We start from the raw sequence: 25,322 nt of genomic DNA on the forward strand, positions 1-25,322 counted from the left end.
CATTAATCCTTTGGAATAAGGACATAAAAACAGATTCCAATAATAATGTATATACCTTTTTTAAATAAATTGAATTTTTGTGTCAGAATCGGATTTAGTGTTAAAGATAGTATTGTTTTATGTTTTGAATCATTGATATAAATTATCAACAAAATCTTTAAGGTCATCCCAGCTATCTTTAACTGTATCTAGTCTTGCTTTTATATAGTGTGTCTCAAAATCGATGTTTTCAATATTTTGTAATACTTCCTCATATTGTGAAATTATTTTATGCCATTGGTTAATTATATCCTGGATAGAATCAATAGTGATATCAATTTTCGACAACATATTAGTAGCATTATCTTGTGTGTCAGTTAAAATATCCACACCCCTTACAATAGGGCGACTTCTTTTCTCTATTTCTCTTATCTCTTGATTCCGATCGTTAATGTTTTCATTTAGCTTTTTAATTTCTTGTTCTGCAATAGTAATCTTTTTTTGATTTTCCGAAAATATAATACTACAACCGATTGCAGCAGATGGTTGATGACAAGGTACCTTTTTAAGACTCTCAATATTATCGTTCCACGTCTTTATTGAATTGTTATAGCTATTAATTTTTTGTTGAAGAACAGAAATATATTGAGTCTCACTATCTAAGATAGATTTTAATTTTTTTGTGTCTTTTTCTATGTTTCTTCTATCGCCCAACATATCATCACGGAATGATGTTAATTCGTCCAACAATAATTGTGTTTTGTCTTTATTCTCTATTATATTTAATTGCATTGTTCTAAGCCCTATTTTTAACCTTTTTTTATCTTTTTGTTTTACAGCAATTAATAAACCCTCATAATCTTTTTGAAATGTATCATTATAATCCATAATAGTTTGTTTTGTTTTGTTAATATCATTTTTAAGACTATTCAACCAATGCGAAGCATTTTTTTTCCTTATTTGCTGATTATTTAGTAGAATTCTTTTAAATCCATTCTTTATTAAGCTTATGTTGTGAAAATTAATTTCACTTTGATTAAGTATTGCTTCGGCATAATAATCTACATCTGCTATATCAGATGCAACCGTTAAAGTTACATTTTGAAAATGTTGAGATGAGTCATTATGGATTCCTTTTTGGGATATAGTCGTATTTCCTTTTTTCTCTATTGCAAAAGTATGAAGTGGTACAATATTAATGGCAATTATTCCAGCAGTCATCATTAAAAAATTTTTTTGTACAATTTAGTATTCATATTATCCACCTTTTCATAACTCTTATCCAATAGATCTACTTCTAAAATTAAACAAGATATCTATTGGATAAGAAAACTGTTTAATTTATAAATAGAAAGCCTTTCTATTTATAAATTATATCTAACTGGAATTATAATAATATACTAGTTTTCAAGTCTACTGCTTTACTACTTTAATCTCAGACTTATACATCTCTTCAGCAGATTTTCTAACATCAGCCCAGCTATCTTTAGCAGTATTTAGCTTCGGTTTAATGAAATGAACATTTTCGGCGGTCATCTTTTCAACATTTTCACATACGGATTTATATTCAGCATCTATTATCTGCCACTTTGTTGAAATTTTTTCGAGTGAATCAATGGCCATATCAATTGTTTTTGCTAATTCACTGGTTTGCTTTACCATAATTTTTAAATTAGCTGAACTCATTTTAGCTTGAGAAATTTCCAATGTTAGATTCTTTATTTCATTTTCAGAATTGTCCATCTCTTTCTTCGCATTACCAAGTGCAATTCCACCTCCAATTGTTGTTCCTGCACCAGTAGCAACTATCGTTGTCCCAATTACACTTCCGGCGCCAGTAGCAATTAAAACTATGCCACCTGTCAAAATAATTGGACCTACAGCTGTTGCAACAGCTGTGCCAATCACAATATCGTTATATTTTTTTACAGCTTCCATATAGCTGTCTAATTCTTCTTGTAAGACAGTTATACCAGCGTCTTTACTCTCTAAAATACTTTGTATATGATTCGCATCTTTTTTGAAATTATTTGTATCTTCTGATACTTTATCCCGAAAGCTAGATAGTGATTTTACCAAGTTGTCTACTTTCTCTTTGTTACTAGTAATTTCTTTTGATAATTCATTGATTCCCTCTGCAAAAGTTTTTTTATCTTTTTGGTCCAAAACTTCAATCAACTCATCATAATAATTTTGGAAGGTCCTATCGTAATTAATAATGCCTTCATTCACAGAAATAAGTTCTGGTTTAAGTTGATCCAACCATTTTTTTGCATTTTCTTTTGCTACTTTTTGATGTCCCATAACATCATTTTCTAAATTGTCTTTGATGCCTGTTATACCACTAAAATCAGCATTAGCTTGTTTTAAAATTGTTAAAGCATATAAATCCATTACTAGAGCATTTGAACCTGTTTTTTTCAGTGCCTCTTCAAGTCCTTTTGGACCTAAATCATAATCAGGATAATTAGGATACTTATTAGTAGAAACTGCAGCAGCATACATCAGATTTGAAGATGAATTATTTTCTGCTGCAAAAGTATCTGTTGGCACTGTAGTGCTTACTGCCAATGTGATTGCCAATGCAGTTAATCCAATTATTTTATTTGTCATTTTTAATCTCCCCTTATTTCATTAAATATGTATTTAGTTTATTATCAAAATGATTTTATTTGTACATTTGTAATGATGTCTTTAAACTGATCTGTTTGTTTATAAATCTCATCGCTTGTTTTTTTTACTTCAATTAATTTCTTTTGTATTGTTTCACCATTCGTCATTCCTTTATTTATATCGTTTTTTAGTTGAACCATGCTATCATTCAACATTTTCCAATCACTTAATACATATTCTAAAGCCGTGATTTGCTTCTCTATCTGCTGAGTGAAGCCTTTCACTTGGTTTTCAATAAGATTAATCTCCGTTACTTGGATTTGCGCCTCTGATAAACCCTTAACTAAAGTTATCAATTCTTTTTGTTTCTGCTGAATGTTATGAGAGGCTACTGTTACTTGACTGTCAGAAAGATTTATAAGCTCATCATTAATCGATTGAATAGCTGAAATATTAAACTGTTTTTTTTGGCCTGCTGTATCCACAATTGTAGCAACTTGTTTTCCAATATTAATAGATCCTTTCATAATTTCATTTGGTCTATTTAAAATTTTTGCAAGTTCTGTTTGTATTGCTTGCTGAATATTATTAACCTCATTTTTTATTTTTAGAATATTACCCTCTGAACCCTCAAGTGCTTTATATGCTACTTTGGCATCCTCTGATAAATTTTTACTATCTTTATTTAATAAAGTATTAAATCGGTTTATTTCTAATCGGTTTTTTTCTATGCTATTTTGGGTAGTTTGTATTTGATCTTGTACTTCATTGATACCATATATAACTTCTTCTTTCGTCTCCTGATTTCCATCCATATCTTTTGCTAAATCATATAAATCAGTGTAATAATTGTTAAAAATAATACTGAATTGTCTCATATCTTGGTTTAAATCAATTAACTTAGGTTTATATTCATCTAACCAATTACGAGCTTTTTCCTTTACAGATTGTTGATGTAATGTTAAATTATTCGTTTGCAATTGAATATCTGGCTGTTTTAAAATCAACAATCCATACGTTTGTATAAGCGGAGTTTGTACCCCTAATACTCTAATAGAATTATTGAACATATTTCCAACGGTTATACTTTGTGAAGAAGTGATCATTAACTTAGATTTTCCGCCTTCTGCATAAGCACTTACACTGCCTAACGAGCTCATTGATACAGATGTTAATAATAAGCTCGCAATTATAGTTTTTTTCATACTAATTCCTCCTACGTATTATAATTTTAAAGTGAAAAATAACTTGTTACGTTTTTCACAATGTTAATTGTAACACTTGATGAAAGTGTTACAATTTCCTATTTTTACTTTCTCGTGAATTTTTTTGAATAAGTGATGAAAATGTAATATTTACCTTTTTAATTTTTTTAAAAGGTAAACATCAGGATATATTAACGTCACCTTATAGAATTTAGTAAGGTATTCTCCGCCATTTGCATGTGCTTTACATTAAAATGAGTAAGAGGGAGGGGATAATGATTTTAATGGGCTTAAAAATATTGAAGTTGCGTTAGGGGATCCACCAAAGTAGAAGTTGCTATTTTATATAACGTAAATCCAAACATAGAACGCATGCGTTTCTTGATAAAACGATGATCTTGTCCCATTTGATTATTAAGATGTCTAACTTTTCACAGTTGCATGTTTTCGGGCATATGGATCCAATCCTTGTATCAAATACAGGATAGACAGAGGGCCTATCTACTGTTATCACACGGGGGTTAGAAATCGAAGAAAAAGTCAAGGTATTATGAAAAGAGAGCTTAGCTACCTGCAGTGACCCATATCGAGTAATCATCATGCTTTTCAGAAAATGAAATCGTTAATCGTTTATCTTTGGTACCGTTAACAAATTAATATCAGACTGATAAATACCTTTTCCATACCAATCACAAAACCTTTCTAGAGCAATAGTATCAGTATTTCCAAGATTTATAGATTCATTGTAATTATCTTGAAGTTTTTAGGACAAAACGGTTAAAAATATATTTCGTAAAAATACTAATTAGTAACATTAGATGTATAATTTAAATTATATTTAAAATACCCTTTACTTAAGTATATAGGGTAAAGGGTATTTTAATATTAACTTTATACAGTCTCCATTCAATCTAAGTTGAAATCTCTATAGATTCCAATTTCATGTGACATTGAAGATAAATCAGGGGTTCTAAATTCGATAACTTCCTCTTCTTCTAATACTACAATTGTATCAGAGTTAATAAAAGACGTAAGTTGATTTGAAATTACAATCCGATTATATTTTAGGATAGGGAGCTTATAAACTCTGTGGGGGAAACCTTCCATTTACTTATTTATTTGGTCTTGGATAATCACCCTTATCCAATTTGCAATTTATCACCTATTTGATCTTCAATCATTCATAAAAATATAAAGCCCCCTTTTCAAAATGCTTTTTTAACTAAATTAATTGCCACTCAATATACTGTCCCTTAGCTGATTCCATCAAATTAAACTCTTGGATTATTTACCATCCGTCTTTCTGGAGGTATAAGTGATTGTAAAAACAACATATCCCTGTTATTTAATGAGTTTTAGCACTCTTCGGTCACTGATTCTTCTTTCTACAATCTTCGTTAATTTTTATGATTAATATTGTTAAAGTATCTTTGTATGTCTACATCTACAATCCAGTGAGCCATTCGGCTCCCTCTCCCTACCTTCGATATCGCTTTGTGCGCATTCTGTTTTACCCTTCCCCATCTCCATGCTTCGTCCAGAATGCCTGGACGATAAATCTTATCATACAATGCATAAACCTTCCGCTTGAATTTTCATTGGAACAAAAATATAAATTTTTCCAAGTTTCTCGAGCTTTTACATCGGTTTAGTCAACTAGTTTTCCAACATCTCGCATATGTTTATGAGTTGCCCCTCTCCTTTCCGAAATAAAGTGCAAAGAAGGATTTCATAGCTCCAGACACTACTTTCTGAACATACCTGTGATTCTTTGATGTCGTATCTCCGAGCCCTTTATCCCTTCCATATTCTCCAGGCTCAACTTCCCTTTGTCCTATTACTAGGTTGTTTTTAACGAGGCGGGAGGTTCACTTTATGTTACAATCTGCTAATTCGCTCGTATTTCTATTAGAAGTTACTTTTTCATCTTAGGATTTCTCCACTAATTCCTTGTCAGCTACTAGGCGACTTGGCTCTTATCTAGATAAAGTTTTTCACCAATACAATACCCCGATTAGCTAGGGACACACAATAAAAAGCTGATTTCCTTTACAGTAAAGAAATCAGCTTTTTATTGTTTATCGATATAAAATCCATTTCATTTATTAATCTTGTATAATATACAAGACTTACTCACAATTTACGCTATTCTCCCCCTCCTAAAATTTATTATTAAGAGTATTCTGTTAGAAAGAGATGATACATTATCAATATATGTTATCTTTCCTGTTCATTGTAATTACTGTTCACTATATTGGAACAATTTTTTTATATAGAATGAACGAATTAATAAGAAAAACAAACACTCAATACCACCAAATATCATAAGAACTACTGTAACCTCAGAAAGCAATGACAATTTAATAATTCCCTGTAACATTTTCGCACCCATTATTGTATTGATTGAAGCCAAGATATAAGGAGAAAAGAATAAAATTACAAGTTGAATGGTAGCCGATTTTTTCATTTCTATCTCACTTAAACCGATTTTTTTATTATTATATATTTTTCTTGTTCACTAGTTAAATCTGTATACATACGAAAGTACAAGACACTCCCAGCACCAATAAAAAAAATTCCGCCAAGGAATATACCGATAAGAAGGATAGTAGTATGATTCAAGGTTGATTGATAAAGGGATTGACTGGCTACAAAACTAACGAATACTTCATTTTTAGATTGAATGCTCTCGCGATCATTCTGTAGCTTGTTCTCGAATTCTGATGCGATAAGATAAGTATTTTCCCAATTTTGAACTTGAAAATTATAAAGCGTTACATGTTTTAGTTTTTCATTTAAACTTTGCATCGTACTATCAGATACAACCAATACTTTAGAAGCAATCCCAGTTGGTACAACATTTACCTCTTCAAACCCTAACACTTGTAATTTTTTATTCGCCTCAGAAATTGTAACAGTTTTTCGTTTAACATCCCTGAATTCACCAAAAATATTTTGAAATCCATTTCCGGGAAGTATGTAAACTTCATTCTCTGTAACAGATAACGGTTTAATATTTAGAGCAGAGGAAAGTTTACTATAATCGCTCTCTTTTAATATATACGTATCACTTCTGTTTTCAACATCCTCCCTTCTCAAAGTTGCTTCATATAAATCAACCTCAATCTTTTTATACGAAAATTTCTTATTTTTCAATTGTTCTTCCAACCAATTTATATGTTGTAATGCGTATGGATTATTATCATGTGAAAAATAAGAAAACGAGAATGGTTGAAGTCTGTTAACTTCCGATTTTGCAAATTTCCCGAAGCCACATATTATTGTAATCATTGAAAATGTAAGAGTCGAGATTATAGTTACAAGAAAAAGCATATTCCTATTTTTCCGAATACGATTTGCTAAATCAGAAATCCAAAGTATATTAATCCGTTTCATATAAAAATGTCTTCTCGTTTTTAAAATCTGTATAATCCAAGAATAAAATTCAGAAAAAAAGTAATAAGTTCCACAAATCAGCAGTATAGGAATTGCGAAAATACTAAAGAAAACGTATTGAACGCCTATATTGGCCCCTTGTTCAAAAAAACAATTTTGGGTAGCTGCAAGGAGATAACCAAATAATAAACATCCAATTCCAAATAAAGATTTGAATGTTGAAATTTTCCCTTCCTCTTGATACGTAGAAACTACATTAAAAAAATGCATAGCTTTTTTAGTAGATATTAACGGCGACGTACAAATTACGACTAAACTAAAAAAACTAAAAAAATACCAATTGTTAATAATATGGCATAATTTGGCCAATACAAATCCAATACTGAGGAATGTGTTACTTTTGCTATAATTAACAAGAAAAATTGCGAAAATACAAGTCCAAGTTGAATGCCCGCAATAATAGAAATTGTGCCAATTGACATATTTTCTATAAAAATAAGACTTTTCATTTGTCTTTTTGATATACCTAAAATATCTAAAATCTCAAACTGTTTTATTCGTACCCTCAAAAAAGTACTAATTGAATAAAATGACAAACAGAATGAGAATAGTAAAATAATAACTTTAGAAATGACCATTAGCACCACAATTAATAAATTTGAACTAACATTTAATTTAGGATGAAATAAATACACAGCAAATGAAAAGAAAATAGCAATAGAAAGTGTGCTACTTGCAAAGTAAGCAAAATAAGCTTTTGAGTTACGAATAACATTTTTAAATGCAAACTGCCACAAAGTCATATTCTATATCTCCAAATAAAAAATATAGGGTTTGGCTTATTACTAGTAGTATAGAAGGATAAAATTGTAGGTATTTTGTCGAAATACTTTATGTTCATTTGTCTTTTCCCTTTCTAAATTTATTTAATTAATCTATATTTAGATTTACTTTTATAAAAGAACTCCCCCACTCCCCTTTACTATTTATGTTTCTTACGGGGACTAAACGGTATGTGCTGATGTAAGACCGAAATTGAAATAACCAGAAAATCACCAATTGATTCACTACACACTAAGCTAACAAAGGCTGACCAACATACCCTTTAAATTGTCTGTATTAAGGTACTAAGATATTGCATCACAACTTGTAAAAATATAGGTAGTAGTGCTTTATTTGATTTTTAAATTAAATGAAGCACTGCTTTTTTACTACTATTATTTAATAGTGTTTCGTATATTACATAGTATTAAGAAATTCAATTTATCCATACTTGTTCACACGTAATTCTATGTTTTTTATTCGTTCGTTAATGATACTAAAGTCCTCTAAAATGGTTTTTCTGTTTTCTCAAAACCCCTTAACACTAAAAAGAAATATTTTATTACGCTTTGCTGCTCTTGTAGAGGCTTATCAGCCACTTTCATTTTGCATTTTATAATTGTAACTCTTTCTTCAAAAAGAAAAAATCTCATAAAGTGACATCAATATTACAATTTTGTAAGAAAGCATATACCTTAAGATGAAAAGGAATCCACATTTCTCATATAATAATTTGCCAGATACTAAAAAAGTTTAGCTCGTATGTATCATGAATCAGGTAATTTTATACACACAGCGCGTATAAAATTTCAATTAGAATATGGTTTATATGGTGTTCAGTTTTTTAATATTCCAATTGAACCATGATACAAAAATTATGATAACATCGCTTTCTTATTTTAATTTAGTATTTTGATTAATTATGCTTACATTTGAAAGAAGATAAAAAAGAAGGACACTGTATTCACAAATATAATGTAAAAAAAAGAAATTAAATCATATTTAATACTTGGGAATTTATGTGTAACGGGACTAGTCTGTCCAAAACCAGAAAAAATTTATCCACCAATTGTTCGGACTTGTAGTATAAAATATGATTCCATTAGGAATATATGGGTTCTATCCTCTTTTGTTATATTTTTTGCACCAAAAGCATTTATTTTAATAAACGTTTTTTAGTTTGATAGCTCCACATCACCTTCAAACTAAAAAAATACGTTATCTCCAAACAAGAAAAATACACATTTTTTTCGTCCTGGGTGTATTATAAGATCTTAAGCTGATAGGAATAGCCTGTATGACAAACCATCAAACCACTTATACCTGTAATCTCATCTACTTTTGTATTAATATTTACAACAATTCCATCAACCGGGCTAGTTACAGATAAAGCATTCTCTTATTCTTTACTTGATTTTATCATTACATCGCTTTTTCTACTTCAAATTTCTTCATTTCAATCTGAGATCCTATCTGTTGAATCTCAATTTCTGATGCTCTCAATTCTTCCTTAGAAAAACCTGTATTTTTCTCTTTTTGTAATTTTTGTTTGGCTACACCAATTTGCTTTTGTAGTAAATTTAGTTCCTTTTCAGCTAGTTTCTTTTGTAACTCCACTCCCCTTACGGCTAATTTTGTAGAAGCGTCACTATATTTAAAGAGAAGTTGCCCTTTTTCACAGCTAATTCATATGTACTCTTTGTAAGATCAAAAGAAATCATTTCCATACCACTTGGGATAACTTTCCCACTATATTTCTGTGTATTTTCACTTTGTTTTTCTGTTACCTTATATCCACTATATTCCATTTCAAATCGGACTGACCACTAAAAGAAAAATAATTCCCAGCTACAACTCCAATTGTTATTACACTTGCAATCAACACTTTATTTTTCATTTAAGTATCCTCCAGTTCATTTTCTTACAATAAGCATAAAGAAAAGTATAGAGAGAAAACATCGTTCTACCTTATATGCAGATTACATTTATGTAATCTGTGTATTATGTTAGATGAATGCATTACAATAATCGCATAAGCGGTAAATCATTATAAAGAAAATTGCAAGCTAATTTACATTACAAAATTGTAATTCTAATGTCATCTATTTCGATCGTCCCAAAATTAGTTTTGTAATATACTAATAAAACTAATTTTTATATAGCCTAACTAACTTTTTTAGAAAACACATACAAAGGAGCGGTTCATAATGACAAAAGATTTCCATTTCCCAAAGGATAGTATAAAAATTTGCAAAATGTTAAGTAATCCAAATCGTTTCCGCATCATAATATTGTTGTATCCGGATAATAAGTTAAACGTGACAGAGATAATAAACACATTAAATCTACCACCTTCTTATGTATCACAACAATTAAGCAAAATGAGAGGGAATATGCTGGAATTTGAACGAAAAGGCCACGAAATTTATTACTATATAGAAAAGCTAAAAGTCAAAGCGGTGATAGAAATACTATTAAACTGATAAATATAAAGTGTTAATAAAGTTCTTATATTTTATTGTAGTAAGGCTCTTTAAAGTTGTTTCTGAAGTGCTTAAAGAAATGACTGTACCATTGCTATTAGTGTTTAGATCTTTAATTTATAACTGTAAAATAAATAATACTGAATAAGGAGCACTAATTTACCTCTTAATTAAACGTGAGTTCTTTGTAGAAACTTTGAAAGTTGTTTTGGGACATTGGTTTATAAGTCTTTTCAAATACGATAAACAAAACAAACCTATAGTGGCGTCCGTGGTGCACGTAAAGTACTTTATCAGCTGTCTATGATGTTAGAGGGAACCAACTGTCTTCAAAGCATATTTTGATTGTAAAGTTGATGAAGGCATGATAAAGAAAAAGGCAATTTGCCACCTTTGCGATAAAATCAAAAAATAATCTATACCTTTTCGAAAAACAACCAAGAATACAATCCTAAAATACATGCGGCATCTTGTAGAATAGAGTGGAATGAAGTATATAAATTAGAAGAAAAACAAGACCCCTTATTATTTCGTCAACTAAACTATATAGTTTAGTTGACGAAATAGGATTGATAAAATGTTTGAAGACTAATACTTAATAAATTTATAATTCATAATATAATGATTTTTAAATAGAGAGAAGTTGACCTAAATAATTTTGAACAATTTATTAGGTTAATTAATTCAATTCAAAAAACAATCGATCTTGTTAATTGGAATAGGTGGTTGTGTGAGTACAGGAAAAAATACATTCACAAATAAATTAAAGGATGATTGTTCTAATATAACTGTTTTACATATGTATGATTTTTATTTACTCTCCTCACAACTTATAACAAAACATCCAAGGAAAAAGACTATTGGTTCTCATTTTGATTGGAGGTCTGTCTTAATTCAAGTTCTTGAACCTATCAGTCAAAACAAAGAGGGACGTTATCAGCGATATGATTGAGAGACAGATGGTTCAGCAGAATAGCATACTGTTCCAGTTGGGGGAATTGTCATCATAGAAGGTGTCTATTCTATTCGTGAGGGATTATCAAATAAATACGATTTTACAATATGAGATTATTGTCCACGAGAAACCAAATTTTTACCAGGGCTTGAAAGGGCCGAAGAAAAGACTCATGGCAAGACCTTCTTGAAAAAGCGCATTGCAGCCTTTTGATTTCTTGTTTTGCTTAGGCGAAAATCAATTGTATTTCCTTTCGGATCAACAGCACGATATAGGTGCATCCATTGCCCTTTTGTTTCGGTATATGTTTCATCGACTTTCGAAGAGTCATTTGTTTGTCCAATACAGGGGCATACTGATGAGCACAACGCATATTGAGAAATAGATAAGCCTCTTTCCTTCATCATTTCCATCAAATCACGAAAACTAAGGTTGTACCGTTAATAAAATAATATCAGGCTGATAATACTTTCATTTTAATACATTCTCCTTATCCATTTCAATCACACATCCTTTCTAGAGTAATAGTATCAGTATGTCCAAGATTTATAGATTCATTGTAATTGTCCTAAAGTTTTTGCACCAGAACCATATTTTATATCATTTAACAACAGGATCTAAACGTATAGGTGATTTGAAACGTTTAGTAACTGGCATTACTTATCCAAAAAATACCTACAGCACAATTGAGGGAACAAAAAAACGGACTATTTCTTCTAATAATCCGTTCAAATAATCAAATCATTCTAATTATGTCTTCTTTTGTTTATTATCCGTATCAATAAACAAAAGACAAGCAATATTCCCCCTGTATATGGTGCATATGACATATACCCACCCGTTCGTGGTAACTTTTTCTTCACCACTTCTGGTTTCGGTTGTTCTTCTATCTCTTCAGTTGTTTCCCACTTCTCTTGTGTTTCTTTTTCTTCACCTTTTCCTTCTACCTTCGGTTTCTCTTCTGTTTTTGGCTCTTTTAAGTGATTCTCTTCTTCTGTTACCTTTGGTTTTTCTGGTTTCGGTTGTTCTTCTATCTCTTCAGTTGTTTCCCACTTCTCTTGTGTTTCTTTTTCCTCACCTTTTCCTTCTACCTTCGGTTTCTCTTCTGTTTTTGGCTCTTTTAAGTGATTCTCTTCTTCTGTTACCTTTGGTTTTTCTGGTTTCGGTTGTTCTTCTATCTCTTCAGTTGTTTCCCACTTCTCTTGTGTTTCTTTTTCTTCACCTTTTCCTTCTACCTTCGGTTTCTCTTCTGTTTTTGGCTCTTTTAAGTGATTCTCTTCTTCTGTTACCTTTGGTTTTTCTGGTTTCGGTTGTTCTTCTATCTCTTCAGTTGTTTCCCACTTCTCTTGTGTTTCTTTTTCTTCACCTTTTCCTTCTACCTTCGGTTTCTCTTCTGTTTTTGGCTCTTTTAAGTGATTCTCTTCTTCTGTTACCTTTGGTTTTTCTGGTTTCGGTTGTTCTTCTATCTCTTCAGTTGTTTCCCACTTCTCTTGTGTTTCTTTTTCCTCACCTTTTCCTTCTACCTTCGGTTTCTCTTCTGTTTTTGGCTCTTTTAAGTGATTCTCTTCTTCTGTTACCTTTGGTTTTTCTGGTTTCGGTTGTTCTTCTATCTCTTCAGTTGTTTCCCACTTCTCTTGTGTTTCTTTTTCCTCACCTTTTCCTTCTACCTTCGGTTTCTCTTCTGTTTTTGGCTCTTTTAAGTGATTCTCTTCTTCTGTTACCTTTGGTTTTTCTGGTTTCGGTTGTTCTTCTATCTCTTCAGTTGTTTCCCACTTCTCTTGTGTTTCTTTTTCCTCACCTTTTCCTTCTACCTTCGGTTTCTCTTCTGTTTTTGGCTCTTTTAAGTGATTCTCTTCTTCTGTTACCTTTGGTTTTTCTGGTTTCGGTTGTTCTTCTATCTCTTCAGTTGTTTCCCACTTCTCTTGTGTTTCTTTTTCCTCACCTTTTTCATGGCGATCCCCTTCAGCACCACCATCTGTTGTAATATTTTCGACTTGTGCAACCTGTGAATCCAATATAGGTTTACCATTTCCTACCTGATACTCAATAATATATTCATTTTTTAGATACTGAAATTTCTTACCATCTTCTTTTATATTAGCCGTATAAGTTATAGTAAATCTATTACCACTAGCCCTCTCTTTATTCAATATAACTTTAAAGGTAGCTTCATTAATAAATTGTATTGTCCCATATCCCTTATTTTCAAATTCTGACAAAGTAAGATACGGACGATTCCCATCAGTATCGACCATTATATAAAAACTATCTATATTAAAGCTTTGACCTCCTTGTAAACTATCAGACAACTTTATATCTTTATTTAAAATTTCTTTATTATAATTGACAGTTAGGTACCAACGTACTTCATCTGTTTTATCTGGTTGAATTTCACCAATTTTATAGGAAAATGGTCCTTTCGGTTCTGTACCCTTTCTTTCAGCACTACTTGGCCCAGTAATAGTAACAGTTTGCATTTCTAGATTTGTTCCTAAATTTGTGCGAATTCTTTTCTTTTGATTAGTTTCTGCATTTGTGGCTTGAACATTAATCGTAAAATATCCTCTAATATTCTTATGAGTACTTACATTCTCATTAAATGTACATTTCGCAGTACCTAATGATACCTCACAAACACCATAACCATCTAATGGAATGGTTCCATTAAAACTTTTTAATTCTGGGGGTAGTGTTATCGTTAACACATCTCCTGGTTGTAACTTATAAGTCTCTTTCTCACTAAAATTAACGATAATTTTAGTTCTTTCTCCATAATATAAATCTTGTTTCTCAATTTTAAAACTATCTACAAATCCCATTGGGTTCAACTCTTTTGCCTTTACAATTACAGGTATTAAACTTTGCGTCATAATAACAGCAAAAATCAAAAAAAGTGAAAGCCATTTCCTCGAAGTAATATTCATGTTTCCTCCTATTATTATTTATAAATTTCTATTCTTTGTTACAACATTCTAACAACCCCACTCTTACCTCCTTTAAATGCCGTAACAAGAATTTTGAGATGAATTTCTTTTAGACATAAAGATATGGAAGATTCCAACATCATACATATATACATCTTGTTGTATATACATCTTGTTGTATATATGTATTTGAAAAAGTGATAACAAATTCCATATAATCACTAACGTAAAAAATTATTATAACAAGATAAAGCCCCTCCAATATTTTTAAGATTTAACTTACTGTTAGCAAAATCAGAAATTTATCAAATATGACTAATTTCATCTACAAAGTAAAATAACATAGATATTCATATATTAATACACTTGAATTGACAATATAATTCTGCTACACGCAATTATAAAGTTATAAAATTCTTATCCTTCCAATCGATAATACTGATTATTATTTCACCTAATGCTGAACAAAAAAAGACGATGGTGCTTTAACAACTAAATAACATTACACTTAATGAGATATTATTTGTGGGTACTGTAAGAAAATTCATGCAATTAACTTCGCACGCTAAATCCCTTCAAATTTTCCTTTTACTTTGGCGGAAAGTTTATCTTTCTTCAACTCTTCCCACTCTTTTACGCCTTTTTCCTTGGAATAGTATAGACATAAAAATGCGACTTTACGAAGATTTTTTAAAGCTGTAACCTCCATTTCTTTCTCATTACCCTCTTTATCAAATCCAAGGATTTTGTATTGGTAGGTCGTATCACCATTAACATTTTTCTCTTTTAATTGTTTACCATCCGTAGTAATTTGCACATAATATACATCTGTACCAAACCGGTTCAAGTTACAACCTGTTAAAAATGCCATAAAGAAAAGAAAACAAAAACACTACACATAATCATAATTCGTTTCATATATTCACCTCATATTTCTTTTCACAAAATTATATCCTAATTTTCTCAATACCAAAATTCATTAACATGACACTAAAATTACATTTTCGTAAGATAACAAATATAATTTAATTGAACTCTAATGCGGTTCATAACAACTTGGACTTAAATTCACCCAAAAAGAGCTAGTAAACATGCAAGCCTTTTAAAAGTTATGATCATCTTAAATAAAACAATAAGATGAATAGAAAAGGAGGGACTTGTGAAAAAATTGAGGAATTTCCGGCTCTGTCGCAAAGTTTCTTAACATCAAATAAGATGAGGAATTTTGCCCCTAACTATTATTCAACGATAAATAAATTTTGTAATTCACTGCTCTTTTTACGGAGGTTAGGGACTATCCAGCGAGAAAGTTTCGAGGCGTTACCCCTTCATTCCTTTCTTCATCAATAAAGTTCTCCTATATCTTTGGTTTGCACCTTTCGATTAGTGCGTCTCTTCCCGCTAGCTTATTAGGCTAACTTTTGAGACGAACGTCTCGCACTTTTAAATTCATCTGCATAGCGGACAATATACATTTCTTTCAGCACTGTTGTTCTCCTGAGTTTTTTATATCGATTATATTTGTCTACATGCCCTTCTTTTTTGACGATGACCTTTAGTTCTTAATAGAAACGCCCTTCCCATTTATTGGTTATACACCAATAAAATTCATTTAGATTGATGTTAGCAAGTAGAGGACTTAATTTGGCCAATACAATTTCAATAATGAAGAATGTGTTATTTTGGCTATGACTAATAAGAAAAATTGTAAAAATACAAGTCCAAATTGAATACCAAAAATGATAGAAATTATACCAATTGACATATTTTCAATTAAAATAAGCTTTTTATTTGCCTTTCTGATATACTTAAAATATCCACGACCTCAAAATGTTTTATTCTTTCTTTTAAAAAAGTACCAATAGAATAAAATGATAAAAAGAATGAAAATACCAAAATGATTATTTTTGAAATGATCATTAGTGCTACGAATAATAGATTTGAGGAAGCATCTAATTCAAGATGAAATAAATATATAGCAAATAAAAAAATATAGATATAGAAACCGTGTTATTTACAAAATAAGGTTTTAAATTACGATTAACATTTTTAAATGCAGACTGCCAAAAGTCATACTATTTGCCTCCAAACACAAGCTATGGACTCTGTCTTAACGATAGTAGAGTAGTCCATAAAGGTAATTTTCGAAACACTTTATGCTCACTTTGCTTCTCCTTTCTAAATTTATTTAATTTATTAAACCATCAACACTCCCTCCTCTATTGTTCACATTCCTAACACAAATTGAAACCAAACGGTGTGTTGAATACCAAACCATATCCTTATGATAACCAAGAAGCAAACAACTGTAATATTGATTGGCTTATGTGCTATACATGAAGATAAGCATGCTTGAATTACTTATCATTTAGATTACTGGTAGTAAGGTACTAAATTATTATTACATCTTGTTAAAACGAACATAGTAGTTCTTCGTTTGAGTTTTTGAAACCCATGAAGAACTACTATTTTATCATTGTTATCTATTTTTGTATTTTTCAATATACACTTTAAAGTATTAAGAAATTTCCTTTATCCATATTTGTTTATCTCAAATATATCTAGACTACGATCCGTCAAATATTATTTTAACTAAAACTTATCATAATGTGAATTTGCTTTTATTATTCCTTCATTCTCCAATATTATTTCTTTAAAAGCTTGCTGTTTATATTGAATACGTTCTGAAACTTTCATAATTATAGGCATAATCTTTTCTATTACTTCTTGTTTTTTCTCTTCCTCCAAAGATATAAGCCAGTGATTGAATTTATCTTGTTTCTTTTGAAACATTTCTTCTGATAATTTTAAGTCACCAAGTTCATAAATAGAACTTACAAACTCTTCATAGACTTTCTCATTCATTTTTAATCACTCCCTCATAACAAAACCTAATATTATTATATATTTATATAATAGTTAAAATTATAAATTAGATAAATTCTCTTCTTTATCTAATCATTGATCTCATCATATTCATCTGATTATTAAGCAATAAAGATGCAGTTTCTAATCTTTGATATTTATCAACATTTTCATCCTGTTTTTCTTTATTATAAAAATCAATATAGCTAATTTTTTTATCTAAATCATTTACGCGAGAATTTATATTTTTGATTCGATTACTAATAATACTATCATCACCAAATATTTCCTCAAATGACTTTCCTATCGTTTTACCTAATCCCTCGGAACTAAAGAAGAATTGTTTTGCAGCCCCTGAATGCTCTTCCAAAGCCTTTGTTAGTTTCGTATCATTTACTCTCATTATTCCATCATCTGTAAGTTGAATACCAAATGTAGATAAGTAATTACCACCTTGTGAAAATCTAACTATATTATTCATCTCACGATAGATATCTGCCATTATTGCGTTACCTTGTAAACTTACCATCGGCCTAACAAACTCCTCATAGGACGAAGCAATATTATTATAATCTGCAACCATCTTTTTTATTAGTTTAGTTGCATCTGACACACCAGAATTACTTACTGTAAATTTTATTTCTTTCCCTTTCGCGTTTATATTTTCTGTATTTATTTCTGTCTCTTTTAGTAATTCAATCTCTACACCAGGGAGTGGTTTTACTGTGTTACTTGTACTTGATCCTTCAATATCATTAAGGATATATTTTGCATCTTTCGCTGTGTTAATGGTATTAAGTACAAAATTTGGTGCGTTCTTATCAGATTCATCTATATGACTACGTTTCACTGGGATATAAAACATCTTTTTAAACAAATCTGATGTACCGTCTTTTAATTCAATTTTATTTGATTCACCAACTTTTTTAGCATGCATAAAAATTTTCTCGCCCTGTGTGTAAGCAGATACTCCATAATCCCCATCATTAATTAGATTAATTAAATCCTTATACGTCATATCACTGGTTACTTTTAATTCTTTATCCCCAATTTTCAATACATCATTTATATTCAATTTTTCATCAACATTAATGGTATTTGAAACAATTTGATGATGCTCTGCAAGTTGTGTAACCATCATATTGAATGTTCCCTCAATTGCATCACGGTTTGCTTTCACTTTAATATATCCATCCTGTGATGTTGTTACTTTTTTCTCTTCTCCTTTAAAAGAGGCCATTTCATTAAGGGTTTGTGAAAAAGAGTTGAATTCTGATTTTAAATTTATATATACTTGTCTATCTTTTAAAAGTTCATCTTTTTCATTTGTGTAAGTTTTATTTTTGATTTCAAACTCGCCTTTTTCTGTACTCCCCATTTTAGAGGCTCCCATTACATCACTAGAGACATTCCAAACACGTGGTCTACCCATAAAACTTGTAAATTTTGTTCCTAACATTTTCAATTCATTCCTTTTTTATGTTTTTTTAGAAATATCTTTACTCGGGGAAATTTCCAATGTCACTAAATATCATATATGAAAAGCCTGTGTATTTAAATAGATTATATATTTGTCGGTAGTTGTTTTTTGATATGCAAACCCACAAACCGGACAGTTCTTTCTAATTCGACTAAATATTATTTAACATTAAAATATTATTATATTACGTATTATATAGTTTATCAATATCAAAGGGTGTATTGAAGTTTTCTTAAATTTAAAAAGAATATTCTGGCATAAATGGATGATATTGTTGATAATGTCATCCATTTATGTTCTTTAAGAGCATTAGAGAAGATGAAAAGAGTTTGTGATTTGTGAAAGGCGGAGCTATTTAAATAGATATATATAATTATTAATTATTTCTAGAAGATGTTCTGTTACATTATTTGAAGGAGGGTAAGCTATGAGAAAACGTTTAACAATTTTTATGATATTGTGCTTATTAATCCAGTTGGTATCCCCAGGGATGACTACATTTGCTGAAACAGTAAAGGCTATAGATCATACACTAGTAACAAATGAAACAGACAATATGTGTTATAGAGAGCATGAAGGGAAATTGAAGTTTCAATGGCCATTACATAAAAAGAAAATAGATTTTGTAATTATACAGGATGTAAGTGTTAGTTTTAAAGACTCTATAGGTAGTGTTAAAAAGGCATTAAAATAAACTGTGGGGCAGTTGGATCCTAAAAACAGACAGAGTAATGATTACTAGCTATCAAGATTATAAAGGATATAAAGCAATGGATGGTCGTATCCTAGATAATAGAGGATCTGGTGTAAAAACGAATTTACACTCTGGTTTAAATAGTGGTTTAGAATCAGCAAAACAAGGAATTGATAAAATTAATCCAAATAGTGGTACGCCGACGGCAAGTGGTCTTCAATTTGCGTTGCAACAATATGAGCAACAAAAAGTTACAATCATCGTGGAAATTAGATGAAACTTATATAAAAGTGAAAGGAAAATGGTGTTATTTATATCGTGTGATCGATAAGGATGGATATATATTGGATATTCAACTTCCAAAAACAAGAGATCATCAGGCGGCATATGCCTTCATGAAAAGATTGGTGAAGGCTTTTGGAGAACCAACAGTTCTCATGACAGACAAGGCCCAGCGCTACTTTGTGCATTTAACAAATTAAAAGAGCACGGCTTTTATAAACGTACAACTCATTGTACCATCAAACATTTGAACAATCTTATAGAACAAGACCATAAGTATGTCAAACGACGTTTTTCCAAATCCGCATGATTTCAAAATCTTCGTCATGCTTCACGTACCTTGAAGGGAATTGAAACTATTCATGCTTTATATAAAAGAAACCACAGTTTACATCCAAACTGCGGTTTTTCAACGTACAAAGAATTACATAAATTATTAGTCACAGCCTAAATTGTGTTCCTCATTTATCAGTATCTGTTTCTATTTTTAAACTTTGCAGCGGAACCCTTAATAGTTTTCGGTTCAAAACAACTGCTATTTATCATAAATGTCATTTCGATTCATGGTAGGTATAAGCCCGTTTACAGAGCTATATTTTTTAGATACCTTATCTGGAGTAACAGTAAACGTTACGATTTTATTGCTTTGTTGCTTAAAATAGCGCATCCACTTTTGACTCCATTCATCTTTCACAATAACTTGCTTATTAAAGTCTTCCCACAATACGCCATGTATAAAATTCAAAGATGTACTTTTGATTGTTTCAAATCCCCAATTTTGTATAAGGAACAGGTTTGAATCAAGACTTTTAATTTCTTTTAATAAATTTACATATGCTAGCTGAATTTGCTCCTGTATTGCTGGCTGATCATAAAAATAATCGTCAATATCACCAACTGTATCTAAAAACACTCCATCTATAACCTTTCCGAGGATTTGCTGTTTTACTTTATTTACAACAATACCCTGGTAATGTTCGTCAGCTAAATTCATAATATATGTATCCCACTGCTCAATCTTCATTTTCTTACCATCTCTATAATAATAGTCTTTTTCAACTATTTGCGGTTTATGCCACGCTTCTAATTCTAAAACACTTACATATCCAAGAACCACCGTTCCTGATTTTTTCAACTGCTGAATTTGCTCCTTCGTAAATGCATATGGCTCTATAATAACCATGTCATACTTTGAGAGTCTCTCAATTACTTGCTCGTTTGCTTCACCATAGTAAATTTTATAGCTTTGTACATTCTTTAAAACCGGATTCACCACATTTGCTTGTGCGGATGTGCTTGAGGCAAAAATAAAAGAAAATATAGCCAAAAAGCACATGGGACGTTTCAAAATCATTATAATATTACCTCCTATACAGCCATAACTTTCCACTAATTTTAACACCTTCAAATTTCAATAAAAATATAGTAACCATCTAATATTTTACAGTTTTGCGAACTTAATAAATATATAATAACAATAGAAATACGTTACATTTACAAAAATCAGAATTTATTTTCCTTGAATTTACTATATTTCTATTGATAAAATAATTTGGACCTTACGTATTATATATATCAAAATAGTTCTTTTAAATTATGCATTTTACTTCAATGTAATGTTCCTCAAAATTAAATTTACAAATGAAAGAAGGAATTTATTTATGTACTATAAGCAATACAGTTTATTTCCAAAAATGATTGAACCTACAATTCTCTTTATTGCACTTTTTTTACTCTCAATGCTAACTGATTTTCTAACACCTATGTATGAATATTTCATAATCCTATTTATTACATTAATCATTTCTAGCCGTTATGGTATATCTATTGCACTTTTCGTCTTCCTCGAAGCATTGGTTTATATTTTTATAAATGGTATATATAAAGGGCATGATATATTATTGTATTTCTATTCATCAGATTATTGGATGAGTTGGATTTTTTTACTCATTATTAGTTTATATTGTGGACTTATGAGTACTTCACAAAAGGAACGTTATGAAGATATACATATGATAAATAATGAGCTGAAAGCTGAAAATAAAGAATTAAAGTATGTTATGAAACAATTGGATGAAACACGTATTACATTACGTTCTCGTGTACTTGAATCAAATAATCACTTATCTAAAATGTATCACATGTTTAAAGCCTTAAATCATACACATCCTGAAATTGTATTGGATGAGGGAATGAATGTATTAAAAATGTATTTCGGTGCAGAAAAAATTGGTATTTACCATGTTGATAATAATAAACAATCACTGCGTATTAAATTAAGATCAGAAACTGGTAAAAATACATTACCTCAATCTATTTTTGTTAAAGATGCTTCTTTAGTCATCAAAAATGCTATAACGCATAATCGACCTTTTTTCCGTACAGATGAGGATTCTCAGGATGCCCCACTTCTAGTCGGTCCTGTCCTATTCCAAGATAATGCACAATATATCATTATCTTAGATGAAATTGAGTTTTCAAAAGTAACTTCTGAGCAGTTCGAACTTTTCACATGGTATTTACGCTGGATGAGTGATCGCTTACAAAACGCCTCGAATCTTTGGTTATCAAGTCAAGAAGATCGTACATTCCCTAAAACAAGTATTTACTACGAAAATGAATTTGAACATTTACTAAAAATTGAAAAGAAACGTTACAAAACATTATCTCAACCATACTCCTATTTTGAGGTCAATGCTCCACAAGATTCTTTAGAAATAATAAATTCTATTTTACAAGAAAATTTACGTGACATTGATTTATTAGGTTATAATGTTTCTGAGCAAAAGATTATGATTTTATTACCTGGCACAGAAGAAAAGTTTTTACAACAAGTTCAAACTCGTATACAAAATGCTCTTTCTTCTAAAGGAGTGATGGCCTAATGATTTTACTCCTTTTTTATGTTATTTATGCTATTTTAGTTTTTCTCTTGTTTCGATTTACAAAGGGGTTCATTACAGAAGATAAAAAAGGGGTTATTGAATTTTGTTTGGTCCTTTCTCTTTTTTTACCGCTCATCGGACTTATCGTATCGGCAATCATGTTGTTACTTAATATGAGAAAGTCCAAAACAGAGTGGTTACAGCAATACTCTGATTATATTTCTTTTCAAGTTGATAATTATGAGGATATTTTAGAATCAGCTAAACAAGATATGGATTTAATTTCGTTTTCATCTGGACTAGAACTAGATAAACCTGAACTTCATAAACAACTTATTGTTCAGTTAAGCTCCTCCTCTATTTCTAACGAAGGGGGCTTGTTGAAAGAGGCAATCCACCATAAAGATCCTGAAACTGTACATTATGCCGCAACTACTATTAATTTGCTGAATGAACGGTACGAAAAACAGATTGAATACTTACATAAGCAATTTTTACAAAGTCCAGAAAATGATGTTGCAAAAGAACTAGTTTCTAATTATTTAAGATATATAGATAGTGGCCTCCTTTCTAACCAACAAAAAGAAAAAACAGTCGATAAATTTATGTATTTTATTACACTAGGTGTAGAAATGTTCCCTAACGAATCTCTTTACTCTTTCCAACTAGGAAACCTATTTCTGCACAAAAAACAATATGCAAAATCTGAAGAGCGATTTTTAAATCTTATTCATTTCCATCCTGAATCGTTTTATGGTTATGTTGGATTGCTTGAAATATATTATGAACAAAAATTATGGGACAAACTTTATGAATTAATCAATAATCTAGCAGATACAGAGAGAATTCATATACTACCGTGCAAATATCAATTATTCGTAAGGCAGTTTGGAGGCGTACACATTGAAAAAGGGAATTAACATATATATTGGGATTATTAGTATCATTTTATTTCTCTTAATTATATCCATTCTCATATATCGAACAGAGAATTTCCATCAAAAATTCTCTGTTCCTAAACCTAAAGAAACAAATACTGTTAAGGCACTCACAGCAAAAAACACACCACAAAATGGACAGAAAATGCAATTATATGTTTTAAAAACAGATGATAAATTAGGTCAACAAATTGAATTTAATACAAAGAAAGCAATGGATTATGCCCATCTACATTATAAGGATATTGCAGTTAATGAAATTAAGGATCTTGTCCCTTCCCCCTATACAGGGATTATTATTATGGGGGAAGTAATGAATCAGCTTCCACAAGCCGACCTTCAAAACTTTGCACAAATGGGCGGAAGAATTATTATTACAAACCGACTTGATTCAAATCCTTCCTGGAACGCTCTATTTGGTATTACTACAAAGGTGGGCTTCAAAGATGTAAAGGGATTAACTTTTGAAGAAGTTTTATTCCCTGGTTATCCGGATTTACCAAGTTCTTCTCCATTGTTTAGTCATAGCTCAATGAATATTACGTTAGATGAAAACACAACCACTCCCTGGATTACAGCAGAAGATACACCTATCCTCTGGACCAATGACTACGGTGAGGGAAAAGTCTTATATTGGAATACAACCGCATTGAACGATAAATTAGGTAGAGGAATGTTCGTTCAATCACTGGGGACTATTTTCCCTATCTTTGCTACAGCACAGCTTGGTGCAGAGATCATGTACATCGATGACTTCCCCTCTCCGATTCCAAGCGGGAAATTAAAAAGCTTAACGACAGAAAAAATCTCTGTTGAGGACTTTTACAAAAAACATTGGTGGAAAAATATGAAAGATATCTCTAATGAATTGCATATTAAATATACGGGTGTTGCAATTGGTACATACCAAAATGAGGTAAATCCACCTTTTGAAGACTTTGCAGATAAAAATAGAAATAATTATTTATTATTCGGTAGGGAATTATTAGCTCATGGTGGGGAAATCGGAATTCACGGCTATAACCATCAACCTTTATTATTACCACCAGATCCAGTAGACAAATCACTCGAATATGTCCCTTGGAATTCAAAAGAAGATATGGAGGGTTCATTAGATACTCTACAAAAACTTGTATATAACTTCTTTCCAAATGAAAAATTAAAGACCTATGTACCGCCATCCAATATTATAAATACAACCGGATTAAGTGCATTAAATGACGCTGTTCCAACTCTAGAAACAGTTTCCTCCCTATATGTAGGAAGTAACAGTAACGGTAGTTTAATCCAAGAGTTCGGGCCAGATATACAGAACCAAAACATTTATCACTTCCCACGTATTACAAGTGGCTATGCTGTCATGGATGAGGAACAATTTATCTTAACTGATGTTACCGCGAATTTAGGCGTTATCTCACATTTCGTCCATCCTGATGATATCCTTGATGAAAAACGCTCCGGTAACTTAACATGGGAAGAGTTATTTAAATCCTATAAAAACACAATTAAAGAAATACGAAAAAGATACCCTTATATAAAAAGTATGACCCAAAGTGAAGCAACTGCTTCTATGAAAATATATCAAACTGGTGACTTAAATGTTTCTTATGAGGATAAAGCTGTTCATATTGCATATAAGGGGTTACCAAGCCATACCTCAACAATTATACGTGTACAGGAAGGAAAGAAGCTACAAACTGGTACTTTCTCTTACGGTACAGTTAAAAAGCTCGATTCCCAAATTTATAGTGTTACGTTAACGAAACCTAGCGCTACAATCCCAATTAAAGGAGCATAACAG

The 25,322-nt window shown here is 30.8% G+C and carries 15 protein-coding genes and 4 pseudogenes; 8 read left to right on the forward strand and 11 right to left on the reverse strand.

Annotated elements, in window-relative coordinates; translation table 11 throughout:
• Positions 1-129: 129 nt before the first annotated feature.
• From JFU02_RS02260 to JFU02_RS31915, 5 genes and pseudogenes are all read right to left on the reverse strand, one after another.
• A complete protein-coding gene (locus JFU02_RS02260) occupies positions 130-1,203 on the reverse strand; it encodes an HBL/NHE enterotoxin family protein (RefSeq protein ID WP_201069577.1) in 1,074 nt (357 codons plus the stop codon).
• A 189-nt stretch (positions 1,204-1,392) separates the two neighbouring features.
• The gene (locus JFU02_RS02265) at positions 1,393-2,592 is read right to left on the reverse strand and encodes a ClyA family alpha-helical pore-forming toxin (protein WP_201069578.1); all 1,200 of its coding nucleotides are present in this window, start codon (positions 2,590-2,592) and stop codon (positions 1,393-1,395) included.
• Between the two features lie 44 nt (positions 2,593-2,636).
• A complete protein-coding gene (locus tag JFU02_RS02270) occupies positions 2,637-3,797 on the reverse strand; it encodes an HBL/NHE enterotoxin family protein (protein WP_201069579.1) in 1,161 nt (386 codons plus the stop codon).
• Between the two features lie 2,239 nt (positions 3,798-6,036).
• Positions 6,037-7,996 (reverse strand): annotated as a pseudogene (locus tag JFU02_RS02275) (FtsX-like permease family protein).
• Between the two features lie 1,310 nt (positions 7,997-9,306).
• Positions 9,307-9,912 (reverse strand): annotated as a pseudogene (locus tag JFU02_RS31915) (efflux RND transporter periplasmic adaptor subunit); the annotation flags it as partial.
• Between the two features lie 310 nt (positions 9,913-10,222).
• Here JFU02_RS31915 and JFU02_RS02285 point away from each other — a divergent pair.
• Entirely contained in the window at positions 10,223-10,498 is a 276-nt protein-coding gene (locus JFU02_RS02285) for an ArsR/SmtB family transcription factor (RefSeq protein WP_201069581.1), read from the forward strand.
• 730 nt (positions 10,499-11,228) lie between these two features.
• Positions 11,229-11,450 carry a hypothetical protein gene (locus tag JFU02_RS02290; protein WP_201069582.1) on the forward strand — a complete coding sequence of 74 codons (222 nt, stop codon included), beginning with the start codon at positions 11,229-11,231 and terminating at the stop codon, positions 11,448-11,450.
• A 179-nt stretch (positions 11,451-11,629) separates the two neighbouring features.
• Here JFU02_RS02290 and JFU02_RS02295 read toward each other — a convergent pair.
• From JFU02_RS02295 to JFU02_RS02315, 5 genes and pseudogenes are all read right to left on the reverse strand, one after another.
• A pseudogene (locus tag JFU02_RS02295) lies at positions 11,630-11,906 on the reverse strand (DDE-type integrase/transposase/recombinase); the annotation flags it as partial.
• 293 nt (positions 11,907-12,199) lie between these two features.
• Positions 12,200-14,377 (reverse strand): collagen binding domain-containing protein, encoded by a 2,178-nt coding sequence (locus JFU02_RS02300; RefSeq protein ID WP_201069583.1) that lies wholly within the window; start codon positions 14,375-14,377, stop codon positions 12,200-12,202.
• A gap of 565 nt (positions 14,378-14,942) precedes the next feature.
• Positions 14,943-15,224 (reverse strand): YxeA family protein, encoded by a 282-nt coding sequence (locus JFU02_RS02305; RefSeq protein ID WP_481748747.1) that lies wholly within the window; start codon positions 15,222-15,224, stop codon positions 14,943-14,945.
• A gap of 1,745 nt (positions 15,225-16,969) precedes the next feature.
• Positions 16,970-17,242, reverse strand: coding sequence for a flagellar biosynthesis protein FlgG (locus JFU02_RS02310; protein WP_201069506.1), 273 nt, complete (start codon positions 17,240-17,242; stop codon positions 16,970-16,972).
• Between the two features lie 85 nt (positions 17,243-17,327).
• A complete protein-coding gene (locus tag JFU02_RS02315) occupies positions 17,328-18,701 on the reverse strand; it encodes a flagellar hook-associated protein 2 (RefSeq protein ID WP_201069505.1) in 1,374 nt (457 codons plus the stop codon).
• 448 nt (positions 18,702-19,149) lie between these two features.
• On the opposite strand from JFU02_RS02315, the gene JFU02_RS02320 reads away from it, so the two are divergent.
• The 3 genes and pseudogenes from JFU02_RS02320 to JFU02_RS02330 form a co-directional block, all read left to right on the forward strand.
• Positions 19,150-19,416 (forward strand): hypothetical protein, encoded by a 267-nt coding sequence (locus JFU02_RS02320; protein WP_201069584.1) that lies wholly within the window; start codon positions 19,150-19,152, stop codon positions 19,414-19,416.
• 37 nt (positions 19,417-19,453) lie between these two features.
• On the forward strand, positions 19,454-19,693 hold the full coding sequence (locus JFU02_RS02325) for a hypothetical protein (RefSeq protein ID WP_201069585.1): 240 nt from the start codon (positions 19,454-19,456) through the stop codon (positions 19,691-19,693).
• Positions 19,659-20,149: pseudogene (locus JFU02_RS02330) on the forward strand (IS6 family transposase); the annotation flags it as partial. The gene JFU02_RS02325 and the pseudogene JFU02_RS02330, both read left to right, overlap by 35 nt.
• A gap of 84 nt (positions 20,150-20,233) precedes the next feature.
• Here JFU02_RS02330 and JFU02_RS02335 read toward each other — a convergent pair.
• Complete coding sequence (locus JFU02_RS02335) at positions 20,234-21,052, reverse strand: endo alpha-1,4 polygalactosaminidase (protein ID WP_201069586.1); 819 nt, start codon at positions 21,050-21,052, stop codon at positions 20,234-20,236.
• Positions 21,053-21,359: 307 nt separating this feature from the next.
• On the opposite strand from JFU02_RS02335, the gene JFU02_RS02340 reads away from it, so the two are divergent.
• From JFU02_RS02340 to JFU02_RS02350, 3 genes are read left to right on the forward strand one after another with little or no spacing between them, the layout of a single operon-like run.
• Positions 21,360-22,583: a nucleoside-diphosphate sugar epimerase gene (locus tag JFU02_RS02340; RefSeq protein ID WP_201069587.1), complete on the forward strand. Its 1,224-nt coding sequence runs from the start codon at positions 21,360-21,362 to the stop codon at positions 22,581-22,583.
• Positions 22,583-23,503, forward strand: a complete 921-nt coding sequence (locus JFU02_RS02345) for a tetratricopeptide repeat protein (RefSeq protein ID WP_201069588.1) — start codon at positions 22,583-22,585, stop codon at positions 23,501-23,503. Before JFU02_RS02340 ends, JFU02_RS02345 begins: the two co-directional genes overlap by 1 nt.
• The gene (locus JFU02_RS02350) at positions 23,487-25,319 is read left to right on the forward strand and encodes a DUF2194 domain-containing protein (RefSeq protein WP_201069589.1); all 1,833 of its coding nucleotides are present in this window, start codon (positions 23,487-23,489) and stop codon (positions 25,317-25,319) included. The genes JFU02_RS02345 and JFU02_RS02350 overlap by 17 nt, the downstream gene beginning before the upstream one ends.
• The last annotated feature ends 3 nt before the right edge of the window (positions 25,320-25,322 follow it).

It is taken from the genome of Bacillus sp. TH13, from assembly GCF_016651175.1.
Classification (GTDB): domain Bacteria; phylum Bacillota; class Bacilli; order Bacillales; family Bacillaceae_G; genus Bacillus_A; species Bacillus_A thuringiensis_S.